The organism is Xanthomonas sp. BRIP62418 (assembly GCF_003993495.1).
Taxonomy (GTDB): Bacteria; Pseudomonadota; Gammaproteobacteria; order Xanthomonadales; family Xanthomonadaceae; genus Xanthomonas; species Xanthomonas euroxanthea.
Window position 1 is genome coordinate 44,994 of record NZ_QEZG01000026.1, and the last position, 18,238, is coordinate 63,231.

Here is an 18,238-nt window from a genome sequence, read left to right on the forward strand (position 1 = left end):
GGTGACGGCGAGTCGTCGACCAACCGGGCACGGCGATCAAGGCACGGCAATCAGCGGGAGGCACGCACGGCCTGCTCGATTCGCGGCCAAGACGGTTCGCCTGTGCCGAAAGCAACGAGGTCGCACGCCGACCAGGCGCACGCTCGTGTGGCCGCCAGGCCGGACTGACTGGCCCGACAAGAAAAAGGGCCGCCAATGGCGGCCCTTTCGATCAGGCGCCTTGCAGGGCGTCTTCGCGTTGGCGACGTACCGGCCTGGGCCGGCTCGGGAACGCATGCCGCACGATCCGCCACATCACCTGGCCGAACTGACGCGGCAGCGAGCCGGTGTTGTAGTGCTGGCCGTAGCGCGCACAGATCTGCTTCACCTCGACCGCAATCTGCGCGTAACGGTTGGCCGGCAGGTCCGGGTAGAAGTGGTGCTCGATCTGGTGGCTCAGATTGCCCGACAGCACGTTCATCAGCTTGCCGCCGGTGAGGTTCGAAGATCCCCGCAGCTGACGCAGATACCAGTGACCGCGCGACTCGTTACGGATCGACTCCTTCGGGAACACTTCCGCATCGGCGGTGAAGTGACCGCAGAAGATGATCACGAAGGTCCAGATGCTGCGCAGCACGTTGGCGGCCAGGTTGCCCAGCAGCACGGTCAGGAAGAACGGGCCGGCCAGCGCCGGGAACACGATGTAGTCCTTGAGCATCTGGCGGCCGATCTTGCGGCCGACGGGCAGGAACGAGGCGCGCAACTCGGCCGCCTTCATCTTGCCGGCGAACCAGCGGCCCAGGCGCAGGTCCTGGATCGCCACGCCCCATTCGAACAGCAACGCGAACACCACCGCAATGAACGGCTGCAGCAGGTAGAACGGGCGCCAGCGCTGCTCGGGGAAGATGCGCAGCAGCCCGTAGCCGATGTCGTCGTCCATGCCGCGCACATTGGTGTAGGTGTGGTGCTTGAAGTTGTGCGTCTTGCGCCAGTTGTCGCCGGTGGCAACGATGTCCCACTCGTAGGTGTTGCCGTTGAGCTGCGGGTCACCCATCCAGTCGTACTGGCCGTGCATGACGTTGTGGCCCAGCTCCATGTTCTCCAGGATCTTGGACAGCGTCAGCAGCACCACACCGGCGATCCACGCCGGGATCAGCACGCTGTGCACGAACGCACCCAGGAACAGCAGCGCGCGTCCGGCCACGCCGGTCCAGCGCACCGCGGCCACGATGCGGCGGATGTAACGCGCATCGGCGGCACCGACCTGGGCCTGCACGCGGGCGCGGATGGCATCGAGCTCGTCGCCGAAGGACTGCAGTTCGGCAGCGGACAGGGCGCGGTTGTGGACTCGGCTCATGAGGATTCCTTACAGATCCAGGATCAGGTCAGTGCTCGGGGCACTGATGCACAGGCGGACCTGTGCGGTGGGTTCGTTGCTGCGCTCACCGGTCAACAGGTGACGCGTGGTGCCGGCCTGGCGCGCGCAGGCGCAGCTGTTGCAGATGCCCATGCGGCAACCGTGCTTCGGCCGCAGGCCTTGCGCTTCCAGCCCCTCCAGCAGCGACTGGCCGCGCGGCAGGGTCAGCGTACGGCCGCTGCGTGACAGCTGGACCTGCACCTCACCGGCTTCGCCGTCGTCCAGCACCGGCACGCTGAAGGCTTCGGCCTGGAACGCGGCCACGCGGCCCTGCAGGCGCGCGCGCGCTGCCTGCACGAAGCCGCCCGGGCCGCAGACCATGACGTGGCGGCTGGAAAGATCGGCGACCTGCTCCAGCGGGTAGCCATCGATGCGCGCAGCCGGCGTGGCGCCTTCGCGGGTGGTCAGCAGGCGCACGCGCAGGCGCGGATGTGCGGCGGCCATCGCCTCGAATTCCTCGACGAAGCAGGCTTCGTCGCGCTGGCGCACCCAGTACAGCAGGTCCACGTCCATCGGCATGCCGGCCTGCGCGGCGGCCTGCAGCAGCGCGCGCATCGGGGTGATGCCCGAGCCGGCCGCCAGCAGCAACAGCGGCGTCGGGGCGGCCGGCAGCAGCATGTCGCCGAAGGCCGGATCCAGCGACACCACCGTCCCGATCGGCGCATCGCCGGCCAGGTAGCGGCTGACCAGCCCGCCCTCGATCGCCTTGACGGTGATCGCCAGGCGGCCATCGGCTAGCACGGTCGGGCTGTAGCTGCGCAGCAGGCGGCGGCCGTCGATCTCCACGCCCAGGCTCACGTGCTGGCCGGCCTGCAGCCCCTGCCAGTGGCCGTTGGGCCGCAGCACCAGGGTCACCGCGTCGCGGCTGGCCGGCGTGCGCGCGACCAGGCGGGCCATTGGCCGTTCCAGGGTCCACAAGGGGTTGAGCCGGGTTGCCCAGAAATCGAACAACTGCGGCGACACCAGCCGACGCGCCAGGCGCGTCGGCAACGGGGACTTGGACTTGGGGTCGGATGCCAGGTTCATGGATTGCACTATACGCATGCATGCACAGCCGTGTATACAGTTGTATATCGATCAGAGGAGCTATGATTCAGGCCCACGCCCGGCTACCGCCTCATGACCTCCATCGCCCTGCCTTCCAACGACGCGCCGCCGTCACGCAAGCCGGCGATTTCACGTGAGGATCTGATCGCCGCGGCACTGTCGCTGATCGGACCACACCGCAGCCTGTCCACGCTGAGCCTGCGCGAAGTGGCCCGCGAAGCCGGCATCGCGCCCAACAGCTTCTATCGCCAGTTCCGCGACATGGACGAACTGGCGGTGGCCCTGATCGATCTGGCCGGGCGTTCGTTGCGCACCATCATCGGCCAGGCCCGTCAGCGCGCCACCTCCACCGACCGCAGCGTCATCCGGGTATCGGTCGAAGCCTTCATGGAACAGCTGCGCGCCGACGACAAGTTGCTGCACGTGCTGCTGCGCGAAGGTGCGGTGGGCTCGGATGCGTTCAAGCAGGCGGTGGAGCGTGAGCTCAGCTATTTCGAAGACGAGTTGCGGGTGGACCTGATCCGCCTGGCCGCCGCCGACAATGCCAAGCTGCATGCGCCGGCGCTGGTGTCCAAGGCGATCACCCGGCTGGTGTTTGCGATGGGCGCGGTGGCGATGGACTCGCCGCCGGAAAAAGACCCCGAACTGATCGAGCAGATCTCGCAGATGCTGCGCATGATACTCACCGGTGCACGCACCTTGGGCACGCACGGCGGGTGAGCGTAGCCTGACGCTGGAAAGCCACCGGTCTGTCTCGCGTTGACCGGTGACGCATGCTCGCTTCGAGCGATACGCCTGGCTGGTTGCCTACGCATCAAGTCGCACGCATGCGCTGTCGGTGCGTCAATGACCTGCGCGCAATAAGGTGGCGCAGTCCGGGTGCATAGCCACGCCAAGTGCGTGCAAGCGCTTGTGCATGGAGATCGGCACATGCCGCGTTTTGCGCAGACAAGCGAACATGGCGATCGCTGAAACATCGGCAGTGCCTGTTTGTCTATAAAGGCATCCAACACCTGCAAGGCGATACGGTCGTACGTCTATCTCCTATCGACCAGCCTCATCCATTGCGGCGAATGCACAGTTCAGTCTTGTCGCGGTGGTGCTCACATCCAAGCACACGCGTTTCACTCCAGGCTGGCCAAGGTGGGCCACGTTCGCGATCTGCTCGACAGACGCACCTACAGGCACACGGAGACGACATGAGCAACCACGACACCCCTCTCGACAAGCAGGAACGCAAGGCCGAAGCGCAGGATCTGAACCGTGATCCGATCTCCGGTACACCCGGTTCGCATCCCGTCGGTGTGGGTGTGGGCGGTATCGCAGGCGGCGCTGCCGCCGGTGCGCTGGCCGGCACCGTGTTCGGTCCGCTGGGCACGCTGATCGGCGCGGCGGTTGGCGTGGTGGCCGGTGCCGCAGCCGGCAAGGGCGTAGCCGAGCGCCTGGACCCGACGGTGGAAACCGAATACTGGCGTCAGGAGCACCAGAACCGTCCTTACTACAAGGAAGGCACTGATTACGACCGCGATTACGCCACCGTCTATGGCTTTGGCCTGCAGGCGCGCGAAACACGTCCGACCAGCACCTGGGAAGAAACCGAGGCCACGCTGGCTGGCGAATGGCCGCGCAATCGCGGCGAATCGCGCCTGGAATGGGAAGAGGCACGCCTTGCCGCGCGCGATGCCTGGGAGCGTGCCGATCGCACGCATAGCGTCTATCGCGAGGGCGATACGCATTACCAAGGCCGTTTCGACAGCGCGAGCTATCGCGACGCCGAATATTCCTACGACGATTATCGCCCTGCCTATCGTTACGGCATGCAGGCACGTCAGCAATATGTCGGCCGCCAGTGGGACGACCATCTGGAACGCGACCTGGGCGATGGCTGGGACCGTTTCAAGTCCAACTCGCGCCTGAGCTGGGAAAAGGCCAAGCATGCCGTGCGCGAAGCCTTCGATTCGGAGAATCACGATCAGGCTGCACGTCGCAACCCGACCGACCCGCGCGTCTGAGGTGTCGCGGCCTGGCAGCAGGCCACGCTGATGTGTGAAAAAGAGCGGGCCCGATGGGCCCGTTCTTCATTGTCGAAAACATCAACGGGGACGCCGACCCCATTGCGTGGACGACTCAGCTGGAGCTATTTTCCACGGCACGGATGTCGCCACGAAATTCGCGCGCGCCCTGCCCGGGCGATGACACTGCATCGCCCTGTTGCTGCTTGAGCATCTGCTTGCGTGCGGCCACCACTTCCTTGGCCAGGGCGATGCGCCGGCCGACCACCATTTCGGTCAGCCAGTCGATCAGGGTCCGCGTGTATTCCTGCTGGTGTTCCTTGATGCTCAATGCGTGATCGGCACCGGCAATCACCCGCGCGCTCAGCGAGCGCGCATTGACGAAGGCATTGGCATAATTGCGCAACACCGGATGCGGCACGATCACGTCGTGTTGCGCCTCCACCAACAGCACATCGCCCTTGTAGTCGGCACAGGCCGCCAAGGCGATATTGTCGTCCGGGGTCAGCACGCGCTGCCGGTATTCCATCAATTCCGGATCGGCATTGAGGCTGACCTTGGGGCGATCCCAATGCTCGTCCTTGTACAGCGCAGGCGAGCGTAACGCCAGCCATTCCACCGGGCGTTCGCGCGTCAGCAAGGTGGACAGGTAGCCACCGTAGCTGAGCCCGACCACGGCGATCGATTGCGGGTCGACATACGGCAGGCCGGCAAGCTGATCGTAGGCCGCCTTGATGTCGTCCAGGTTCTGCGCGCGTGTCACGCTCTGGCGCATGGACGCATAGCCTTCGTGGCCACGCAGGTCGAAGGTCATGCAGATGCAGCCAAGGCCGACCGCTTCGCGCGCGCGCACCAGGCTGTGATGCTGGCTACCGCCCCAGCCATGCACGAACAGCACGGCGGGAATGCCGGTGGGCGTGAGCAAGGTGCCACTGAGTTCGTCCTGGTCGACCGGGATCTGGATGCTGGAAAGTTTGGCTTCCATTACGTGGTGGATACCCTCCTGTATTTGAAGCGCGGACCCGGCCCAGAGCGTTCGGCGCGGTAGTAGATCTGCGCATCTGCGGGCGGTTCGCCCTGATAGATCTCGTGCGTGGATGCATGCACCCAGCGCAGGTTGGCATCGTCCTGAAAGCTGCCAATTGCGGCGAGCTCGGCCGGTGTGGCGCCGCCGACGCGCCAGGATTGCTCCAGCACGCCGCAGACCGCACCGTTCCTTCCATCGTCGCCGCTGACCACATCGTAGTTGCGCCGCGAGATGTGCAACCCAGGATAGGCGGCGGTGATGAATCGATCGTATCTGCAGGCTTGCGCGACCACACGCTGTTGCAGCGGCGGTAGCGCCGTCACGGCCAGCGCTTCGAGCGATCCGCGATACACATGCAGCGATGAGCCGCCATAGACGTCCTCGTCCTGCGCATTGCGCACGCTGCATTGGGTGCCGTAATAGGCGATCTGGACGCCGGCAACGCATAGCTCGCCCACGCTATGTGTCACCGGCTGCAGGATATTGCGCTCCAGGACCGCGCCATGCGTGCCCAGATAGTCCTCCGGCAAGCTGTCCAGCACCTGCGTCAATTGCGCTGCATCGGCAATACGCCACTGGCCGTTGCCACCCACGCCGGTCGGCAGCTTGAGTCGCACACCGCCATCCGGCAGCAGGGTCTGCAGCGCACGCAGGGCATCGGTGCGCGAAAACACCGTATAGCCCGCCAACGTGGCCGGAATCAGCGCGGTGGCCAGTGCCTGGTTCCATCCGGGGACGCTGGCTGCCTGCTCGGCAATCAGCGGGTGGCCGATCACCTTGGTTGCGAGGAAGGCATGCGGCACGATGCCGCCCAGCAAGTCCGCAGCGTCATCGATGCCGAGTCCATGCGCCTGTTCCGACGTCAGGGTTTCATCGGGCACATGAAACACGGTCTCGGCGACCATGGGTCCGGAGGCGGCACGATGCCCTGCGCCGCGCACGTCCAGCAGCCGTGCAATTTCGCGACAGACCCACGCATGCGTGGCACGCTCATGACCATCCTCGGGCACCGGCCGAGTGACATGCCCCAGGACCTGGCAGTACTGCTTGTGCGCCATCATGTCTCCCCTCGCAGCGTCGAACCGCGTGCCGTTGCTGGCTTTTCAAGCAGTTGAGACCCGCGCAGTCGGTGATGCAGCGCTACGCCGGCGCCGGAAGAACCCGGCTTACTTCAAGGTCAGATAGAACGCAAACACGATCACAAGGACGACGATCAAGCTGATGGCGACACGTCCCCCACGCAACTCCACCAAGGCATGCCACCACACACGTGCTTCCGAGGTGCCGCTGGCGGCTTGCGGCTTACGACTGCTTTCGCTGTCCTGCATCCTGAGTACTCTCATCTCCATCATGTCATCCCACATCCTAAGCATCAGACGTTACACAAGTGTGGAACGATTCAGAATCTTCCGTAAATTGCGGCATTGCGTGCATGTTTGCCCCGACATCATCGCAACGATCGCCCGATGCACGGTGGCAATGGGACCTTGCCGAACGTGGACTTTCAAAACAATGCAATCGATTGCTGACGGGTGTTCACCGCTGCGCTATGACTTGAATCGCCGATGCACGCTGCAGACTGCATGACCTGCATGTCACGGCGCAAACGAAGCTGACCAGTTAAGCACGCGCTGCTGCGATTGGGCCAATAGTCGGGTTCGATGATCATCCGTTGACACAGCCACGGTTACCCTGCGTGTCAAGTTTGTTTAACCCGGACCACGCGAAGTCATGAGCAGAGACCCATCCGTCATCGATGTACAGGCCGAAATCGCGCATTGGCAGGCGCGTCACGCGCAGGGCAACCTGGGCGCAGGCAAGTTCAGCGAATTGTCCCCGGTGGTGAAAATGGCCTGCGATATCTATCTGCAGGCACCGCGTTCGAGCGATCAGGAACGTCTGCGCCTGTTTCGCGACCGCCTGGAGCATCACTTCATTTCATCCAGCACGCAGTCCAATTACGAGCAGTTGGCGACCGATTGCTGGCAGCGGTTAGGCAACCGCAATAGTTGAGCAAGACCGTTCCTCATTGGAGAGCATCATGAAAACCCCGTATCAAGTGCAGCAGGAGCTGGAGCGATTGGAGCGGTTGGTTCCGCACATCGTCAGCGACCAGGGCGACCGCGCGGAGGACATCCTAGGCTTCCATGTCGCCAGCTTGCTGGGCAGTGCCCCGGCCAGCGAACACGCGTTGATTCGCGAACGCACCGCACGCATGGCGCGCGTGTGCCGCACCGCACAGGATACGGTGCGCACGCCGGCCAGATCGCTGGGCCTTGGCGCAGTCGCCCAACCGCAGCTGGCCTGATCGGCAGGCACCGATCCACGCATCACCGGAGCCGCGTAGCGGCTCCTTTGCATTTCACCGTCGGCAGTGTTGGCCGCCTCTTTCCAGGACCTCCATGAAATCCCTTCTTGTCGCGACATCGCTCCTCGCCATGCTTTCCCTTACCGCCTGCGATCGCCCCGGCGGCGATGCGTCGCGGACTGCGCCGGCCGTGTCCCCCGAACCGACTGCTGCACCGGTCTCCGGGACTGGCGCCACCGAACTGGCCAAGGGCGATGCCGCCGTGCTCGGCGTGTTGGTGGCGCTGGATGAAAACGAGATCGCGCTGGCCAAGCAGGCCATTGCCCAGGATCTGGGCGGTGCGACCGATACGTTCGCCAAGCAGCTGCTGCACGACCACGAAGCCAACCTGGAAAAGAGCAAGGCGCTGGGTGCCATCGACAGCCCCCGTGCCGATGCCATGCGCGCCAAGGGCAAGGCCGCAGTGGACGCACTGGCAAAGACCGCGACCCTGCCCGATGGCAAGGACGCCTACCGCAATGCCTTCATGCGCACGATGGTCAGCGACCACGGCGACACCATCAAGATCATCGACTCCGAACTGCTGCCCGCCGCCGAAAGCGCGCCGGTCAAGCAGCACCTGGAAGAAAGCCGGCGCGTGGTGTCGGCGCACTTCGAGCGGGCCCACGCGGTGTCCTCCTCGCGCTGAGCCTGGCGCAGCGTCTGCAAGTATCCAACGCGCCGGCCTGTCCGGCGCGTTGGCGTTTGGGCCTCGCCGATCGAGCGCGCTGTCCACCCGGCCGCCGTCCTGGCGCCACGCGGCGACCGCCACGCATGCGGCAGCGACTTCACCCTGCAGCAGGCAGCGCTGGCCTATCGTGCCGCATCGATTCGGCGCAGGAGTGTCCCCATGCAGTTGCTCATCACCGGCGGCACCGGCTTCATCGGCCAGGCCTTGTGTCCGGCACTCCTGCAGGCCGGGCATCAGGTCAGCGTGCTGACCCGCGACCCGCGCCGCGCCGGGCGCAGCCTGCCCGGCATGACCGCGGTGGACACGCTGGACGGGATGCGGGCCGATGCGGTCATCAACCTGGCGGGCGAACCGCTGGCTGCCGGTCGCTGGACTGACGCGCGCAAGCAGCGCTTCCGGGCATCGCGCCTGGGCATCACCGGCCAGCTGCATGCCTGGATCGCGCAGCAGCCGGCCGAACAGCGCCCGTCGGTACTGATTTCCGGCTCGGCGGTGGGCTATTACGGCGAGCGTGGTGACAGCGTCCTGACCGAGGCAGACCCTGCCGGCGACGATTTCTCCGCGCAGCTGTGCCGCGACTGGGAAGCCGAGGCGGCCAGCATCGCCGCACTCGGCCCGCGCGTGAGCTGGGTGCGCACCGGCATCGTGCTCGACCGCGACGGCGGCGCCCTGGCCCGCATGCTGCCGGCGTTCCGTTTCGGTGGCGGCGGCCCGTTCGGCGATGGCAGGCACTGGATGAGCTGGATCCACCGCGCCGACATGGTGGCCTTGCTGCTGTGGTTGCTGGAGCACGGCCAGGGCGGTGCCTACAACGCCACCGCACCGACCCCGGTTACCAATGCCGAATTCGCGCGCACCCTGGCCCACGTGCTGCATCGCCCGGCGCTGCTGGCGTTGCCGGCCGGCCTGCTGCGACTGGGCTTTGGCGAGATGGCCGAGCTGCTGCTGATCAGCCAGCGCGTGCTGCCACAACGCGCCCTGGAGGCCGGCTTCCGCTTCCGCTATGTGCGCCTGGACGAGGCGTTGCGCGCCATCCTGCAGCACTGACCCGCGCGTTGCCCGGGCGGGGCCTTGCACACAGGGCGGGCCGCCGGCCGCCCTGCGACGGCCGGCGGCCATGCACTAATATTTGCCTAACGACCATCCCCGACAGTGCTGCCGATCTCGGACTGGCCCCGGGCCCGGCGGAACACCTATGCACCTGCTCCTTGTCGAAGACGACACCATGCTGGCCAACGCGATCTGCGATGGCGTGCGCCAGCAGTCCTGGACCATCGACCACGTCGGCAGCGCCAACGCCGCCAAGACCGTGCTGGTGGACCACCGCTACACCGCGGTGCTGCTGGATATCGGCCTGCCGGGCGAATCCGGGCTGACGGTGATCCGCTTCATGCGCGGCCATTACGACGCCACGCCGGTGATCGCACTGACCGCGCGCGGGCAGCTCACCGACCGCATCCGCGGCCTGGATGCCGGCGCCGACGACTACCTGGTCAAGCCGTTCCAGTTCGACGAGCTGATGGCGCGGATGCGTGCAATCACCCGGCGCAGCCAGGGCCGGGTGGTACCGCTGCTCACGCAGGGCGATGTCTGCGTGGACCCGAGCAGCCGCAAGGTCACCCGCGACGGCAAGTGGGTGGCGCTGAGCGCGCACGAATACCGGCTGCTGCTGGCGCTGATGGAACGCGCCGGGCGCGTGGTCACCAGGGACCAGCTGGAAGAAGGCGTCTATGGCGGCCCGTGCGAAGGCGGCAGCAACATGATTGCGGTGTACGTTCACCAGCTGCGCCGCAAGCTGGGTGATGCGCTGATCTCCACGGTGTATGGCCAGGGCTACATGGTCGGCAAGGCACCGGAATGAAATCGCTGCAGGCGCGCATGCTGGCGGCGCTGGCCGCAATCGTGTTGCTGAGCTGGTGCACCTCCCTGTGGATCCTGGTCGCCCTGGTCACCCAGGGCCATCACAGTGTGTTCGAGCAGGAACTCAACATCTTCGGCGACCAGCTGATCGGCGCCCTGCCCGACGCGCTGGAGCACCGCTTCGATACGCAAGCCGAGCCGCAGGCTGCGCTCGACGCGCACGCGTCGAGCGGCAATGTGTCCTCGCGGATGAGTTTCAAGCAGACCCTGATTGCGATGGTGCTCAACACCGTGCAACTGGGCGTGCTGGGCCTGCTGGTGTGGTGGGCGGTACGCACCGCGCTCGCGCCGCTGCGCGCCATTTCCAGCGCCATTGCGCAGCGCACCGGGCTGGACACCGAACCGGTGCCGCTGGCGCAGGTGCCGGAGGAGATTCGCCCGCTGATCGGCTCCTTCAACTCCCTGCTGGCCCGCGTGGAAAAGACCGTGCAGGCCGAGCGCGATTTCGTGGCCGATGCGGCGCACGAACTGCGCACGCCGCTGTCTGCGCTGCATGCCTATGCCGAGGTCGCGCTGCGTGCGCCCACGCTGGCGGCCAAGGACGCGGCGCTGCAGCAGCTGCTGGAAACCGCACGGCGCAGCAATCGGCTGGCTGCGCAATTGCTGGATCTGGCCCGGCTGGATGCAGGCATCAGTTCGGCGGCGTACCGGCAGGTGGACATGGGCGAGTTGATCTCGCATGTGCTGGACGAATTCAGCGTGCAGGCCGACGCCCGCCACATCACTCTGCAGGTGGAGGCATCGCCGTGCCTGCTGCGTTGCGACGTGGATGCGGTGGGCATCCTGATCCGCAATCTGGTCGACAACGCCATCCGCTATGGGCGCCTCCATGGCACGGTGGAAGTGAGTTGCGGCTATTGCCTGCGCGCCGATGCGCTGCATCCGTTCGTGCAGGTCAGCGATGACGGTCCGGGCGTGCCGGAAAGCGCCCACGCGTCCATCTTCGAACGCTTCTACCGGGTCGCCGGCAGCCAGGTGCAAGGCAGCGGGATCGGGCTGTCGCTGGTGGCCGGTATCGCGCGCCTTCACGCGGCCACCATCGAAACCTGCGAAGGCCACCAGGGCCGCGGCCTGTGCGTGCGCGTGGTGTTCGCCGGCGAAGGCGTGCGCCACACTGGCTGAACGCAGGCGGCGCGCGGCGCTCGCCTATCGTCTGTCGTTGTCGCCCAAGCCAATAAGTTTCCAACACCCGCTGCCTACAGTGCATTCACCGCATGCATCCAGGATGCCTGGTGATGGTCAACTCGATCCGTTCCACCCCGCTCGTCCCCGCTGCCGTCGCGCTGCTGGCACCGCACGCGGCCGCCAACGACAGCGTCATCCCTGCCGCCGTCACCAACGCGGCACTACGGGAATTCCGCTGTGGCCGCACAGGCACGCGCAATCGCGACATCTGGCGCGCACTGCCGGATATCCGTAGCGCGCGCCAGGCACGCCGGCTGCAGCGCTGGGCCAACGGCGGTGTGTTGTTCACTGCCGCCGCAGTGGTGTTTGCGCTGGCGGTGGCCAGTTATCTGATGCATTGAGCGCGCGGCCCCGCTCGCGCGTGCTTGTCCCTATCTGCTTCCTCTCCAGGTATTTGCCCATGTCGTCGTATTCCCTTGTCCGTTGCTGCGCGCTGCTGGTTGTCGGCGTGACGCTGATCGGTTGTGCCAGTACGCGCCCGATGCCGTACAGCCAGTTGCCATCTTCAAGCTATCTGCGCCCGCACGTTGGCAGCCGCGGCGACCGCATGCCGTACGCCTACCAGGGCGCGGTGGATTGGACACGTTACCGCGCCGCACTGGTCGAGCCGGTCAGCATCTATCGCGGTCCCGACGCGCAATTCGAAGACGTGCCCGAGCAGGACAGACGCATGCTCGCCGATTACATGCAGCAGGAGTTCGGCAATGCGATCGGGCAGCGTTGGCAACGCGCGACAGTGGCCGATCGCGACACATTGCGCGTGCGCATCAGCCTGACCGGTGCCAAACCCAGCAAGCGGGTGCTGGGCACCTTCATGAAGGTGGATCTGGGCGGCGGTTCCTATAACGCGGTGCAGGCCGCACGCGGCAAGGAAGGCGCGTTTTCCGGCTCGGTCAGCTACGCGGTGGAAATCTTCGACGCGCAGAGCAACCACCTGCTCGCCGCCTACGTCGAAAAACAGTATCCGAGCGCAATGAACATCAAGGCCAGCCTGGGCGCCTACGACGCCGCCAAGGCCGGTATCCGCAAGGGCGCCGAGCAGTTGGTCAAGGGAATGGATTAGCTGGGATTCGGGATTCGGGATTGGAATCGGGAATCGAGAATCGGATTATCGGAAGCGATGGCTTCTAGTTTCCTTCTCCCACCGGAAGAAGGTGCCCCGCAGGGGCGGATGAGGGTACGGACCAGAGGCCCAATCCAGCCCAGATGTCAGATCCGATCACCTGCCCGATCACAGGAGCGCAGCAAGACCGTGGTCGCCGGGTCACGATCAACCCACGAAAAGGCCGGCGCCGTACGGACAGCGCCGGCCTTTGTCAGTTTGCGCCGCCAACGTGTTGTCAGCGGGCCATACCCTCTTGGCGCTGCAGCCTCAGCGCGTGACCCGCTTGGCCGCCTTCTTGCCGACGGCCTTGCGGGCGGCGGTGGTCTTGGCCACGGCGCGCGTGGCCGGCGTCTTGGTGACCTTGGCGGCCTTCTTCAAGGTGGTCTTGGTCACCGCCTTCTTGAGCGGCACCTTTTTCACTGCAGCCTGCTTGGTGGCGGTCTGCTTGGCCACCGGCGCCTTCTTGGCGGCGGGCTTGACGATGGTCTTGGCGACCGGCTTCTTGACCGGGGCCGACTTGGCCACCGCCTTCTTCGCTGCTGCGCGCGCACCCACCGTGGCCACCGCGCTCTTGCGCGCCGCGCTCTTGGCGGCCGTCTTGGCACTGAGCGCCGCCGCGTCGGCCTTGGCATTGGCCTTGGCGGTCTCCAGCTTCTGCCTGGCGCTGGCCTTGGTGTTGGCCAGTGTCTGTTTGGCAGCACCGGTGGTGGTGCTCAGCTTCTGCTTGGCCGCATCCTTGGTGGAGGCGAGCTTCTGCCTGGCGGCAGCACTGGTGGCGGCCAGTTTGTCCTTGGCGGCCGCTTTGCCCGACACCAGCGAACGCTTGGTCTTGGCCACGCCGCGCTTGACCGCGGTGGCTGCATCGCCGGCTTTGTCGACGACGCGCTGTTCGACCTTGACCACGGCCTTGCGCGCCTTGGCGACGCCGGTCCTGACCTGCGCTGCCGCCGTACCGGCCGCGTCCTGCACGCTGGCCACCGCGTCGCTGGTGGTGCTGGCGATGGTCTCGCCCAGTTCGGTGGCCGTGCTCTTGACGCTCTCGACAGCGTCGGACAGGGTTGCCGTCACACCATTGCCGTTGTTCATAGACCCTCCTTAAGGGCGTCAGTGCGGAAAACGCGGGCGATGCGCAGCGGCATGCGTATGCTGAACAGGCATCGGATCAAGCGGACGCTACGCCGGGCTCAAGCGGCTGTCAACGCAGGGCCCGCAAGGGATCTGCTGCGCTTTCACCACGCGTTAAATTGCCCGCTGGCACTCTCGTTCAGCTTGATTTACGCAGTCAGACGCCCTATTCCTCTTCCACCGCGTAACCCGGACTTCGTTGCATGCGCCCGCTGCCTACCTTGCTGACACTTTCCCTGGCCGCTGCCTTCGGCGGTTTTGCCGCCACCGGCATCAATGCCTGGATGGACAACCGCGCCGAGGCCACACCGGCCGGCGCCGCCACCACCTTCAGCCTGCCGGCGGCTGCCGCGTTGCCGGCCGCCGTGGCCGGGCAACCGGTGCCGTCGCTGGCGCCGATGCTGCAACAGGCGATGCCGGCGGTGGTGAGCGTCAACACCAAGCAGGTGGTGCGCGTGCGCAACCCGTTCTTCAACGACCCGATCCTGCGCCGGCTGTTCCCGGAGATTCCGCAGGACCGCATCAATGAATCGCTGGGCTCGGGCGTGATCATCGATGCGCAGAAGGGCTACGTGCTGACCAATCACCATGTCATCGAAAACGCCGACGACGTGCAGGTCACGCTCGGCGACGGGCGCACGGTCAAGGCCGATTTCATCGGCTCCGATGCCGATACCGATATCGCGTTGATCCGCATCAAGGCCGACAAGCTCACCGACATCAAGCTGGCCGACAGCAACGCGCTGCGCGTGGGCGACTTCGTGGTGGCGATCGGCAACCCGTTCGGCTTTACCCAGACGGTCACCTCCGGCATCGTCTCGGCAGTGGGCCGCAGCGGGATTCGCGGGCTGGGCTACCAGAACTTCATCCAGACCGATGCCTCGATCAACCCGGGCAATTCCGGCGGCGCGCTGGTCAACCTGCAGGGCCAGTTGGTGGGCATCAACACCGCCAGCTTCAACCCGCAGGGCAGCATGGCCGGCAACATCGGCCTGGGCCTGGCGATCCCCTCCAACCTGGCGCGCAATGTTGTCGAGCAACTGGTGACCAAGGGCGTGGTCGTGCGCGGCACGCTCGGGCTGGAAACCCAGAACCTCACCCAGCAGATGCTGCAGGGCCTGGGTGTGGATTCGTTGCGCGGCGCGCTGGTGACGCGCGTGTTGCCAGGGTCCGCCGCGGCGGCCGCAGGCGTGCAGCCGGGCGATGTGGTGGTGGCGGCCAACGACCAACGCGTGGACAGCGCAGAGGCATTGCACAACTATGAAGGCCTGCAGGCGGTCGGTAGCGCGGTAAGGCTGGAGATTCGCCGCGATGGCAAACCGCTCACGCTCACCGCGACACTGAAGGAGCAGGACCGCGCGGTCACCGGCGACATGCTCGACCCACGCCTGGGCGGCGCCACCTTCGTGGATCTGCCCGAATCGCTGCGCCAGTCCGGCATCACCGGCGTCATGGTCAGCGAGGTCAAACGCGGCGGTCGTGCCGCAGCCAATGGTCTGGTCACCGGCGATGTGATCGTGGCCAGCAGCGTGGGCGAGTTTGCCGATCTGGCCAGCTGGCGCGCCAATTTCCAGCGCAAGCCGCAGCAACTGGTGGTGCGCATCCTGCGTGGCAATGCGCAATACGACGCGTTGATGCGTTGACATGGCGTGCACTGCCCTCGACCTGCACTAACACCTCCTACACCGCAGCGATGCTATTGCTGCACCACGCCCGCATGCTGTTCGCGGCTGCCATCAATGACCGAAGGAGATATCGCATGAGCCCCACCAATACCGACCAGCTGAAAGAAAACCTGAGCGAAGCCAGCACCCACCTGAAGTCTGCCGCCAGCGCCGCAGGCGAAGCCGTCAAAGGCGCCACCAGTGCTGCCGGCGACGAACTCAAGCTTGGTCGTGCCAACGTCAAGGCAGAGCTCTCCGATACCGCACTGGCCGGTATGGCGGCTGCCGAGTTCGGCGGCGCCGCTGCCAAGGAGCAGCTCGACGTGCTGGTCAGCAAGGGCAACGACCTGCTGGAAAGCGCGACCGATCTGATCCGTGAGCGGCCGCTGGCTGCGTTCGGTGTGGCGTTCGCGACCGGCTGGATCATTGCCAAGCTGGCACGCAGCAACGACAACTAAGTCGTGAGCGATCAGGCCTCCACAGCTGCCGCCTCCGACGCGCCCAACGCGCGGCCGGAAACGCCAGGACTGGACGAAAGCGTACGTGCTGTCGGCGCAGCCGGCCGTGCGACGCTGGGCTCGGCCAAGGACACCAGCCGGGCATTGCGCCGGCTGGTGTCGGCCGATTTACAACTTGCACGCAGTGCCTTCGGGCGCGGACTGGCCTGGGCATGCGTTGCCGTGGTCTTCGGCGCCTCGTCGTGGCTGTTGCTGGCGGGTGCGATCATCGCCCTGCTGCAACGCGCGGGGCTGTCGTGGTTCCAGGCGATGTTTTTCACCGCGTTGGCCAGCCTGTTGGTCACCGGTATCGCGGCGTGGCGCGTGTTCTTCTACTTCGACCACACCGGCTTGAATGCAACACGCCGTCAGCTGGTCAAGCTGGGCATCTTCGATGACAGCAGCGACGACGACGATGCCCATGCATCGGCTGCCACTGGAGCACGTACATGAAGTTTGGCACCTTGCGTCAGCGCGTCGATCGCGCGGAATTCCTGGTGGAAGGGCGCGCACAGGAAACGCGCCTGCATTGGGGAGAACTGCGTGACACCTGGCGTGCCGGATGGTCCCCGTTGCGGATCGTGGTGGTCGGGTTCGGCCTGGGTTTTGTCACCGGCCGTAACGAACCGCAGGCGGCGTTGGGCAGTATCGCCAGCAAGCTGGGCGGTATCCCGAAAATCCTGCAGATGATCAGCACGATCTCTGCTCTGTTCACTGCACATCGTGCGCAGGAAGCCTCCGAGCAGGCCGAACGTGCCGCCGACAATGCCGAAGAGGTCGCTGCCGATCCACCGGTGACGGTGGTGCAGGCACCGGTTGATCGCGCCGCGTAATGACGACGGTCCCGGGCCATCGCCCGGGATCACGCTGCGCAAGGTGTGCCACCCGGTACACGGCAGAGCCCGCCACTGACATCATCGGGGCCTGACATCCTGCGCACACCCTCTGTGCGCGGTGTTGACGCGTTCGGCTGATAATGGCGCACCGCTGGCAGCACGCCAGTCCGCTGCCAGGGCGCGCATGACTCTTCCCGTCGATTCAATGGATGCTGCCGTTGCGGCAGATTCGCTTCCGCCGCCACCGGCACCGCGCCCGCGCGCACCGGTCTCGTTGGTGGTGCTGGCCACGCTGGCGGTCGGTTACACCCTGTGGGCGGCACAGACGATCATCCTGCCGGTGATGCTGGCAGCGTTTTTTGCCTTGATCGGCAATCCCATCCTGCGCGGTCTGCGCAAGCTGTATATCCCGCGCTTTCTCGGCGCCTTGATGGTGTTGTGCCTGGGCCTGGCCGCGACCGTGGCGCTGGCTGCGCAGCTGGCCGGGCCGGCAGCCGAGTGGGTGCAGCAGGCGCCCCGACAGATGCGCCAGATTGCGCGCGACGTGCGCGATTTCACCAAGCCGATGATGCAGGCCAACCAGGCCGCGGAAAACTTTGCGCGCGCCGCCGGCGGCGACGGCCAGCGCAGCGTGCAGATCGTGCGCACGCAGATGGACGACCCCTACAAGGCGCTGGTGCGCACGCCGAAACTGGCCGCCTCGGTGCTGGCGGTGGTACTGCTGACGTTCTTCTTCATGGTCTACGGCGAAAGCCTGCAACGGCATGCGATTGCGTTGCTGCCCAATCGCCAGCAGCAACGCTTCACCACCGAAATCATGCTGGACATCGAGCGCGAGGTCTCGCGCTACGTGCTCACCATCAGCGTGATCAATACGCTGGTCGGGCTGGTCTTTGCCGGCATTCTCTATGTGCTCAAGATTCCGCTGCCCGAAGCGCTGTTGTGGGGCACGGTGGTGGCGCTGCTCAATTTCGCACCGTACGTGGGTCCGTTGATCGGCGTGATGCTGATGCTGCTGATGGGCTTTGTGGAATTCCGCACCACCTTGTCGGCAATGCTGCCGGCGATCCTGTATCTGGCGCTGCACACCATCGAGGGCCAGGTGGTCACTCCGATCGTGCTCGGCCGCCGCATGGCGATCTCGCCGCTGATGCTGATCCTGGCGCTGATGCTGTTCGGCTGGCTGTGGGGCATGATCGGCCTGCTGTTGGCGGTGCCGCTGCTGGTCTGCATCAAGATGGTGCTGAGCCGGGTGGAGGGAATGCAGCGCTGGGCCAGGCTGCTTGAGTAGCCGGGATTGGGGATTCGGGAATCGGGAATCGGGAATCGGGAATCGCAAGAGCAGTGAAGCAGCCCGCCAAAGCGTTGCTCTACCCATTCTCGATT

Annotated in this window: 21 protein-coding genes; 15 read left to right on the forward strand and 6 right to left on the reverse strand. The window is 65.7% G+C overall.

Going from position 1 to position 18,238, the window contains the following annotated elements; genetic code table 11:
• Positions 1-211 precede the first annotated feature (211 nt).
• Complete coding sequence (locus tag EO174_RS03775) at positions 212-1,336, reverse strand: acyl-CoA desaturase (RefSeq protein WP_126942360.1); 1,125 nt, start codon at positions 1,334-1,336, stop codon at positions 212-214.
• Positions 1,337-1,345: 9 nt separating this feature from the next.
• The gene (locus tag EO174_RS03780) at positions 1,346-2,422 is read right to left on the reverse strand and encodes a ferredoxin reductase (protein WP_104649968.1); all 1,077 of its coding nucleotides are present in this window, start codon (positions 2,420-2,422) and stop codon (positions 1,346-1,348) included.
• 93 nt (positions 2,423-2,515) lie between these two features.
• On the opposite strand from EO174_RS03780, the gene fabR reads away from it, so the two are divergent.
• Both fabR and EO174_RS03790 read left to right on the forward strand, forming a co-directional pair.
• On the forward strand, positions 2,516-3,163 hold the full coding sequence (fabR, locus tag EO174_RS03785) for an HTH-type transcriptional repressor FabR (protein ID WP_104584881.1): 648 nt from the start codon (positions 2,516-2,518) through the stop codon (positions 3,161-3,163).
• Positions 3,164-3,642: 479 nt separating this feature from the next.
• Positions 3,643-4,455 carry a hypothetical protein gene (locus EO174_RS03790; protein ID WP_104584879.1) on the forward strand — a complete coding sequence of 271 codons (813 nt, stop codon included), beginning with the start codon at positions 3,643-3,645 and terminating at the stop codon, positions 4,453-4,455.
• A gap of 115 nt (positions 4,456-4,570) precedes the next feature.
• Here EO174_RS03790 and EO174_RS03795 read toward each other — a convergent pair whose 3' ends face one another.
• From EO174_RS03795 to EO174_RS22865, 3 genes are all read right to left on the reverse strand, one after another.
• Positions 4,571-5,440 carry an alpha/beta fold hydrolase gene (locus EO174_RS03795; protein ID WP_126942363.1) on the reverse strand — a complete coding sequence of 290 codons (870 nt, stop codon included), beginning with the start codon at positions 5,438-5,440 and terminating at the stop codon, positions 4,571-4,573.
• Positions 5,440-6,540: a DUF3182 family protein gene (locus tag EO174_RS03800; RefSeq protein WP_126942489.1), complete on the reverse strand. Its 1,101-nt coding sequence runs from the start codon at positions 6,538-6,540 to the stop codon at positions 5,440-5,442. Before EO174_RS03800 ends, EO174_RS03795 begins: the two co-directional genes overlap by 1 nt.
• Before the next feature lie 108 nt (positions 6,541-6,648).
• Entirely contained in the window at positions 6,649-6,825 is a 177-nt protein-coding gene (locus EO174_RS22865; RefSeq protein ID WP_164739817.1) for a hypothetical protein, read from the reverse strand.
• Positions 6,826-7,213: 388 nt separating this feature from the next.
• On the opposite strand from EO174_RS22865, the gene EO174_RS03805 reads away from it, so the two are divergent.
• The 8 genes from EO174_RS03805 to EO174_RS03840 all read left to right on the forward strand — a co-directional run bounded on the left by EO174_RS03805 (position 7,214) and on the right by EO174_RS03840 (position 12,688).
• Positions 7,214-7,495 (forward strand): hypothetical protein, encoded by a 282-nt coding sequence (locus tag EO174_RS03805; protein ID WP_104584871.1) that lies wholly within the window; start codon positions 7,214-7,216, stop codon positions 7,493-7,495.
• A 28-nt stretch (positions 7,496-7,523) separates the two neighbouring features.
• Entirely contained in the window at positions 7,524-7,790 is a 267-nt protein-coding gene (locus tag EO174_RS03810; protein ID WP_164739212.1) for a hypothetical protein, read from the forward strand.
• A 94-nt stretch (positions 7,791-7,884) separates the two neighbouring features.
• Positions 7,885-8,478 (forward strand): DUF4142 domain-containing protein, encoded by a 594-nt coding sequence (locus EO174_RS03815; RefSeq protein WP_126942366.1) that lies wholly within the window; start codon positions 7,885-7,887, stop codon positions 8,476-8,478.
• Positions 8,479-8,679: 201 nt separating this feature from the next.
• Positions 8,680-9,567 carry a TIGR01777 family oxidoreductase gene (locus EO174_RS03820; protein ID WP_126942369.1) on the forward strand — a complete coding sequence of 296 codons (888 nt, stop codon included), beginning with the start codon at positions 8,680-8,682 and terminating at the stop codon, positions 9,565-9,567.
• A 148-nt stretch (positions 9,568-9,715) separates the two neighbouring features.
• Positions 9,716-10,381: a response regulator transcription factor gene (locus tag EO174_RS03825; RefSeq protein ID WP_126942372.1), complete on the forward strand. Its 666-nt coding sequence runs from the start codon at positions 9,716-9,718 to the stop codon at positions 10,379-10,381.
• Positions 10,378-11,562 carry an ATP-binding protein gene (locus tag EO174_RS03830; RefSeq protein ID WP_126942375.1) on the forward strand — a complete coding sequence of 395 codons (1,185 nt, stop codon included), beginning with the start codon at positions 10,378-10,380 and terminating at the stop codon, positions 11,560-11,562. Before EO174_RS03825 ends, EO174_RS03830 begins: the two co-directional genes overlap by 4 nt.
• A 113-nt stretch (positions 11,563-11,675) precedes the next feature.
• A complete protein-coding gene (locus EO174_RS03835; RefSeq protein WP_104649963.1) occupies positions 11,676-11,966 on the forward strand; it encodes a hypothetical protein in 291 nt (96 codons plus the stop codon).
• Positions 11,967-12,025: 59 nt separating this feature from the next.
• The gene (locus EO174_RS03840) at positions 12,026-12,688 is read left to right on the forward strand and encodes a DUF3313 domain-containing protein (protein WP_126942378.1); all 663 of its coding nucleotides are present in this window, start codon (positions 12,026-12,028) and stop codon (positions 12,686-12,688) included.
• 309 nt (positions 12,689-12,997) lie between these two features.
• Here the strand turns inward: EO174_RS03840 and EO174_RS03845 are convergent, their stop codons facing one another.
• Positions 12,998-13,816, reverse strand: a complete 819-nt coding sequence (locus tag EO174_RS03845; protein WP_126942381.1) for a histidine biosynthesis protein HisIE — start codon at positions 13,814-13,816, stop codon at positions 12,998-13,000.
• Between the two features lie 242 nt (positions 13,817-14,058).
• Here EO174_RS03845 and EO174_RS03850 point away from each other — a divergent pair, with 242 nt between their 5' ends.
• From EO174_RS03850 to EO174_RS03870, 5 genes are all read left to right on the forward strand, one after another.
• Complete coding sequence (locus EO174_RS03850; protein ID WP_104584857.1) at positions 14,059-15,498, forward strand: Do family serine endopeptidase; 1,440 nt, start codon at positions 14,059-14,061, stop codon at positions 15,496-15,498.
• A 116-nt stretch (positions 15,499-15,614) separates the two neighbouring features.
• Positions 15,615-15,977, forward strand: coding sequence for a hypothetical protein (locus tag EO174_RS03855; protein ID WP_006450942.1), 363 nt, complete (start codon positions 15,615-15,617; stop codon positions 15,975-15,977).
• Between the two features lie 3 nt (positions 15,978-15,980).
• A complete protein-coding gene (locus EO174_RS03860) occupies positions 15,981-16,469 on the forward strand; it encodes a hypothetical protein (protein ID WP_104584855.1) in 489 nt (162 codons plus the stop codon).
• Positions 16,466-16,849, forward strand: coding sequence for a hypothetical protein (locus EO174_RS03865; RefSeq protein WP_104584853.1), 384 nt, complete (start codon positions 16,466-16,468; stop codon positions 16,847-16,849). The genes EO174_RS03860 and EO174_RS03865 overlap by 4 nt, the downstream gene beginning before the upstream one ends.
• Before the next feature lie 187 nt (positions 16,850-17,036).
• Positions 17,037-18,143, forward strand: a complete 1,107-nt coding sequence (locus tag EO174_RS03870; RefSeq protein ID WP_104584851.1) for an AI-2E family transporter — start codon at positions 17,037-17,039, stop codon at positions 18,141-18,143.
• Positions 18,144-18,238: the final 95 nt, after the last annotated feature.

Coding starts and splice junctions, on each gene's coding strand:
- EO174_RS03775 (WP_126942360.1), bottom strand. CDS start 1,336: ATGAGCCGAGTCCACAACCGCGCCCTGTCCGCTGCCGAACTGCAGTCC.
- EO174_RS03780 (WP_104649968.1), bottom strand. CDS start 2,422: ATGAACCTGGCATCCGACCCCAAGTCCAAGTCCCCGTTGCCGACGCGC.
- fabR (WP_104584881.1), top strand. CDS start 2,516: ATGACCTCCATCGCCCTGCCTTCCAACGACGCGCCGCCGTCACGCAAG.
- EO174_RS03790 (WP_104584879.1), top strand. CDS start 3,643: ATGAGCAACCACGACACCCCTCTCGACAAGCAGGAACGCAAGGCCGAA.
- EO174_RS03795 (WP_126942363.1), bottom strand. CDS start 5,440: ATGGAAGCCAAACTTTCCAGCATCCAGATCCCGGTCGACCAGGACGAA.
- EO174_RS03800 (WP_126942489.1), bottom strand. CDS start 6,540: ATGGCGCACAAGCAGTACTGCCAGGTCCTGGGGCATGTCACTCGGCCG.
- EO174_RS22865 (WP_164739817.1), bottom strand. CDS start 6,825: ATGAGAGTACTCAGGATGCAGGACAGCGAAAGCAGTCGTAAGCCGCAA.
- EO174_RS03805 (WP_104584871.1), top strand. CDS start 7,214: ATGAGCAGAGACCCATCCGTCATCGATGTACAGGCCGAAATCGCGCAT.
- EO174_RS03810 (WP_164739212.1), top strand. CDS start 7,524: ATGAAAACCCCGTATCAAGTGCAGCAGGAGCTGGAGCGATTGGAGCGG.
- EO174_RS03815 (WP_126942366.1), top strand. CDS start 7,885: ATGAAATCCCTTCTTGTCGCGACATCGCTCCTCGCCATGCTTTCCCTT.
- EO174_RS03820 (WP_126942369.1), top strand. CDS start 8,680: ATGCAGTTGCTCATCACCGGCGGCACCGGCTTCATCGGCCAGGCCTTG.
- EO174_RS03825 (WP_126942372.1), top strand. CDS start 9,716: ATGCACCTGCTCCTTGTCGAAGACGACACCATGCTGGCCAACGCGATC.
- EO174_RS03830 (WP_126942375.1), top strand. CDS start 10,378: ATGAAATCGCTGCAGGCGCGCATGCTGGCGGCGCTGGCCGCAATCGTG.
- EO174_RS03835 (WP_104649963.1), top strand. CDS start 11,676: ATGGTCAACTCGATCCGTTCCACCCCGCTCGTCCCCGCTGCCGTCGCG.
- EO174_RS03840 (WP_126942378.1), top strand. CDS start 12,026: ATGTCGTCGTATTCCCTTGTCCGTTGCTGCGCGCTGCTGGTTGTCGGC.
- EO174_RS03845 (WP_126942381.1), bottom strand. CDS start 13,816: ATGAACAACGGCAATGGTGTGACGGCAACCCTGTCCGACGCTGTCGAG.
- EO174_RS03850 (WP_104584857.1), top strand. CDS start 14,059: ATGCGCCCGCTGCCTACCTTGCTGACACTTTCCCTGGCCGCTGCCTTC.
- EO174_RS03855 (WP_006450942.1), top strand. CDS start 15,615: ATGAGCCCCACCAATACCGACCAGCTGAAAGAAAACCTGAGCGAAGCC.
- EO174_RS03865 (WP_104584853.1), top strand. CDS start 16,466: ATGAAGTTTGGCACCTTGCGTCAGCGCGTCGATCGCGCGGAATTCCTG.
- EO174_RS03870 (WP_104584851.1), top strand. CDS start 17,037: ATGACTCTTCCCGTCGATTCAATGGATGCTGCCGTTGCGGCAGATTCG.